Origin of the sequence: Herbaspirillum lusitanum P6-12 (assembly GCF_000256565.1) — a bacterium.
GTDB classification, from domain to species: domain Bacteria; phylum Pseudomonadota; class Gammaproteobacteria; order Burkholderiales; family Burkholderiaceae_D; genus Herbaspirillum; species Herbaspirillum lusitanum.
This window is the reverse complement of the sequence record NZ_AJHH01000640.1, coordinates 1-5,079: the sequence shown is the minus strand read 5'-3', so window position 1 is coordinate 5,079 and position 5,079 is coordinate 1. Positions and strand designations below refer to the sequence as shown.

The 5,079-nt window shown below is 56.3% G+C and carries 4 protein-coding genes and 1 pseudogene; 1 reads left to right on the top strand and 4 read right to left on the bottom strand.

The window, feature by feature from the left end; translation table 11 throughout:
* Positions 1–119: 119 nt before the first annotated feature.
* Both HLUSI_RS0121105 and HLUSI_RS0121100 read right to left on the bottom strand, forming a co-directional pair.
* Positions 120–989, bottom strand: a complete 870-nt coding sequence (locus HLUSI_RS0121105; RefSeq protein ID WP_162098087.1) for a LysR family transcriptional regulator — start codon at positions 987–989, stop codon at positions 120–122.
* Between the two features lie 66 nt (positions 990–1,055).
* Entirely contained in the window at positions 1,056–2,234 is a 1,179-nt protein-coding gene (locus tag HLUSI_RS0121100; protein ID WP_016835841.1) for a CaiB/BaiF CoA transferase family protein, read from the bottom strand.
* Between the two features lie 210 nt (positions 2,235–2,444).
* On the opposite strand from HLUSI_RS0121100, the gene HLUSI_RS0121095 reads away from it, so the two are divergent.
* Positions 2,445–3,467, top strand: coding sequence for a TRAP transporter substrate-binding protein (locus tag HLUSI_RS0121095; RefSeq protein ID WP_016835840.1), 1,023 nt, complete (start codon positions 2,445–2,447; stop codon positions 3,465–3,467).
* A 58-nt stretch (positions 3,468–3,525) separates the two neighbouring features.
* Here HLUSI_RS0121095 and HLUSI_RS0121090 read toward each other — a convergent pair whose 3' ends face one another.
* Complete coding sequence (locus HLUSI_RS0121090; protein ID WP_016835839.1) at positions 3,526–4,692, bottom strand: iron-containing alcohol dehydrogenase; 1,167 nt, start codon at positions 4,690–4,692, stop codon at positions 3,526–3,528.
* 110 nt (positions 4,693–4,802) lie between these two features.
* Positions 4,803–5,069 (bottom strand): annotated as a pseudogene (locus HLUSI_RS29915) (carboxymuconolactone decarboxylase family protein); the annotation flags it as partial.
* Between the last annotated feature and the right edge of the window lie 10 nt (positions 5,070–5,079).

Genomic DNA, 5,079 nt, shown 5'->3' with positions numbered 1-5,079 from the left:
TTTTTTTCGAAAAAGCGTACGGCATTGCCGGGTACTGCCAGATACGATCGTTGCAAACTGTTGTTGTCGGATGTTGGCATAGGTCAGGAAGAATATTTTTTAGAGGAGGGGGCTGCGATTCACACCGCGTGAGCGGCATCGGTCAGATGCGATACCAGCTTGCGCGCCGCTGATGGAATGGTGTCGATGTCGCGCACGCAGATTTTCAATTCAATGGCAGCCCAGCTATCGCTCAACGGCACCCATGCATAGCCCATCGACTGCGCATACGGCGCGGCGGCAAATTCAGGCAAGATCGCAATGCCGATGTTGGCGCGCACCATTTCGCGTACCGCATCGAAGCTGGTGACTTGCATGCGTATTTTCAGTTGCTGGCCATTGGCTTGCGCAGCGCGCGACGCCAGACTGAAGATGGCGCTGCCATTGTGAAAGCCGACTTGATCGTAGGCCAGCGTTTCAGAAAAATCGACCTGTTCACGGCGCGCCAACGGATGCGACGCCGGCGCTACCAGCACCAGCCGGTAACTGTTGTAGGGGAAGGTCATCAAGCCTTCGTGCGGCACCGCGGCGTTGATAATGCCAAGATCGGCGGTACCTTCACGCACGGCACGCACGATGTAGGGGCTGCTCCATTCTTCCAGGTGAATCGCTACCGCCGGATGGGCGCTCAGAAATACCTGCAGATAAGTCGACAGCGAATCCATGATGCCGGATGAATTGGAAAACAGTCGGACGTGGCCGCGTTCACCTTTGCCATGTTCGCTCAACTCGACCCGCATCCGTTCGAAGGTCAGAAACACGCTGCGCGCATAACGCTCCAGCGTCTCGCCGGCCGGTGTGACGCGCGCGCCATTGTTGTGGCGATCAAGCAGGCTGGTACCAACCAGTTCTTCGAGGTCCGAAATACGCCGGCTCAATGCCGAGGGCGCGATATTTTCGCGCTCGGCGGCTTTCGCCAGACTGCCGGTTTCTACCACGGCGATAAACATTTTCAGCGATGTGAGGTTATAGCGCATAGCGGCCCGCAGAGAAAATGCATCCGCCTCATCGTGCCCTCAAATGATGTGCTTGTCACGCAAGGCAGCGATGGCGGCGCTGTCGAAGCCGAGCGCGGCCAGCACGCTATCGGTATGCTGACCGACCGCGGGGACTGCGCCCAGTTGCGGTTCGAAGTCGTCGCTGGTAACCGGCGGCAACAACATCTCGACCGGACCGACCGGCGAATCGACTTGACGCCATCTGCCGCGTTGCGTGAATTGCGGATGCGATAAAAGCTCCATGATACTGTTCAAACGGGCATTGGCGATACCAGCGCTTTCCAGTCTGGCAATCGCCTGTTCGCTGTCGAAGCGTTGAAAATGTTGCGCCACCAGCGCTTCCAGTGCATCACGGTTGACCACGCGCAAGCTGTTGTTGATGAAGCGCGGATCGGTAGCGACTTGCGGTGCTAGCAACACCTGGTCACAGAAATTTTTCCATTCGCGTTCATTCTGAATACCCAGAAACACTTCCTTGCCATCGCTGGCCTTGAACGGACCGTAAGGCGAGATGGCGGAATGACGGGTGCCGGTGCGCGGCAAATCGACGCCGCCATATTTTTGATAATAGATGGGGTAGCTCATCCATTCGGCCAGTGCATCGAACAGAGATACCTCGAAAATTACCCCCTTGCCGGTACGACCACGCTGAATCAGCGAGGTCAGGATGCCGCTATAGGCATACATGCCGGTGGCGATATCGGCTACCGCAATGCCAATCTTGGCCTGGCCGCCGGGAGTACCGTTGATGCCCGGTACGCCGAGTTCGCATTGCACCAGCAAATCGTAGGCTTTCTTGTTGGCGTACGGACCGCTGCGGCCATAGCCGGAAATATGGCAAATAATCAACTGCGGGAATTCTGCGCGCAATACTTCATCACTCAGGCCGAGTCGGGCAATCGCACCTGGCGCGAGGTTCTGGATGAAGACATCGGCGTCGGCCAGCAAACGCTTTAAAACTTCCAGACCTTCGGCTTCCTTGAGGTCGAGCGTGATGCTTTCCTTGGATCGATTGGTCCACATGAACTGGCTCGACATGCCGCGCACCTTGTCATCGTAGGCGCGGGCGAAGTCACCGACGCCGGGCCGTTCTACCTTGATTACCCGCGCCCCCAGTTCACCCAGTTGGCGCGATGCAAACGGCGCCGCGATGGCTTGTTCCAGCGATACGACTTTAATACCTTCCAGCGGTTTCATTGCATGTCTCTCATGTGTTTCCTCATGGTTTTTTTTCGGCTTTTGAAACGCTCCATCACGATAGCCGATGGCCAACCGCCATCGTTGCTATTTTTAGATGGCTGGGTTCGCGAGAGACGACGCCGCGCTGGCAGCCAAATTTATAGAATTGGCGCAGCGTCGGACGTGTAAAAAAGTCGACCGCAAAAACCAATCAAAAATGGAGACAAGATGCATATCAATAAAATCGTCGCGACGCTGGCATCGCTGGGTACAGTTGGCATGTTGACGAGCGCACCGGGGGTCTTGGCACAGGCCCCGATCGTGATCAAATTCAGTCACGTGGTGGCGATCAATACGCCGAAAGGCAAGGCTGCAGAGCGCTTCAAGGAATTGGCAGAAAAAGCGACGCATGGCCGCGTCAAGGTTGAGGTCTATCCCAACAGTATCTTGTACAAAGACAAGGAAGAAATGGAAGCCTTGCAAATTGGCGCGGTGCAAATTCTGGCGCCGTCGCTGGCCAAGTTCGGGCCGCTTGGCGTTAAGGAATTCGAAGTGTTCGATCTGCCGTATATCTTCCCGACGGTCACGGCTTTGCATAGCGTTACGCAAGGGGCGGTCGGTCAGCAGATGTTCAAGAAGCTGGAGCCCAAGGGGATTACTGGGCTGGCCTACTGGGACAATGGCTTCAAGGTCATGAGCGCCAACAAGATATTGAAATCGGCGGCTGATTTCAAGGGCTTGAAGCTGCGGATTCAGTCATCCAAGGTGCTCGATGCGCAAATGCGTACGCTCGGCGCCAATCCCCAGATGCTGGCGTTTTCCGAGGTATATCAAGCCTTGCAGACAGGCGTGGTAGACGGCGCGGAAAATCCGCCGTCGAATATCTATAGCCAAAAAATGCACGAGGTACAGAAATATATTTCGGTCACCAATCATGGTGTGATCGAGTATGCCGTGATCACCAATACTAAATTCTGGAATAGCTTGCCGGCCGATATTCGCGGCACGCTGGAAATCGCCCTGAAAGAAGCCACCGCCTACGGCAATTCGATTGCACAAAAGGAAAACGACGACGCCATCGAAGCCATGCGTCAATCCAGCAAGACCAGCATTTATGTATTGACCGACGCGGAACGGGCAGCATTGCGAAAAACCTTGTTGCCGGTGCAGAAAGAAGTAGCCGGGCGTATCGGCAAGGAGCTGATCGACAGCATCAATCAGACGGTAGCGCAGGCGACTGTTGCTAAATAAGCAAGATGAAAAATCCTCTGCTGTGCGCTATCCAGGCGACAGCAGAGGAAACGGTTAATTAGAGCGCCGCTGCATAAATCGCCCGGGCGTCGTCTTGGCTGACTACGCGCGGATTATTCTTCAGCAAACGGGTCTGCAGCATGGAGTCTTGCGCCATGCGGTCGAGATCGGATGCGGCGATGCCGACCTGACGCAATTGCGTTTCGATACCGACCTTGGCAGTCATGTCGACCAGGGCCTTGATAAACGCGTCGGTGCGGGCTTCGCTGCTGCCGTTGGCTTGTGGTGCAATGATGGCAGCCAGTTCTGCGTATTGCACATGCGCGTTCGGTGCATTGAAGCGCAACACATGTGGCAATACCAGTGAGTTGGAAACACCATGCGCGACGTGGAAGATGCCGCCGATCGGATACGCCAGCGCATGTACCGCGCCGCACGAGGCATTGGCGACAGCCATACCGGCCAGCATGGCGCCGACCAGCATGTTTTGCCGTGCTGCCAGATTCTTGCCGTCGGCACAGCTGGTTTGCAGATTGTCGAACAGCAGCGCCAGCGATTGCCGTGCCAACACATCGGAAATAACGTTCTTGGTATTGATGTTGGTGTAGGCCTCAATCGCATGGACCATGGCGTCGATGCCGGTGGCGGCGGTGATCTTGGGCGGCAGGCCGACGGTCAGTTCGGCGTCGAGAATGGCAATGTCGGCAAACAGTTGCGGACTGACGACGCCCATCTTGGTGGTCGCGCCAGTAGTGACGATCGAAATGTGGGTCATTTCCGAACCGGTACCGGCAGTGGTCGGGATTTGTATCAGCGGCAGACGCGTGCCTTTGACATTGCCGATGCCATACATGTCGCCGAGCGGCTGGTCGCTGGTGGCCAGCACGGCGATCAGTTTGGCAACATCCATCGAGCTGCCGCCACCGAGGCCAATCACCAGTTCGATATTGTTTTTGCGGGTATTGGCGGCAGCCGCCAGCACCACGGCTTCCGGCGGGTCGGCCTGGACTTCGGCATATACCAGTGCGGTCATGCCTGCGGCTTGCAAGCTGCTGATCACGCCATCGACCTGACCGGTTTTTACAAAGCCGGGATCGGTCACGAGCAATACCCGATTGAGCTCGGGAAAACGTTGCTTGACCAATGTGCCCAGTTTTTTGACTGCGCCAAGTTCGCAAACGATGTTGGCCACGCTGCTGAAATTAAATGCGGTTGAAACGCTCATGCTGTCTCCTGCTGTTTCATAAAGGGTGTTGCCCGCGCACCCGGCTGCCAGCCTGGAGCTCGGCCGGGGCGGATGTTACGGCGCAATAAAAAAGGGCGTAAGACAAATCTTCAGATGCCCATTTCCTTGAAGACTTCCTTGGCAATCTTGAAGCTGTCGATTGCCGCCGGCACGCCGCAATAGATGGCTGCTTGCAGGAAAACTTCTTGTATGTCTTGCTTGGACAGCCCGTTGTTGACCGCGCCGCGCACGTGCAATTTGATTTCGTGCGGGCGATTCAACGCAGTCAGCATGGCAAGGTTGAGGAAGCTGCGCGTGCGGCGGTCGAGGCCTGGGCGATTCCAGACATCGCCCCAGCAATACTGCGTCACCAGTTCTCACCAGTTC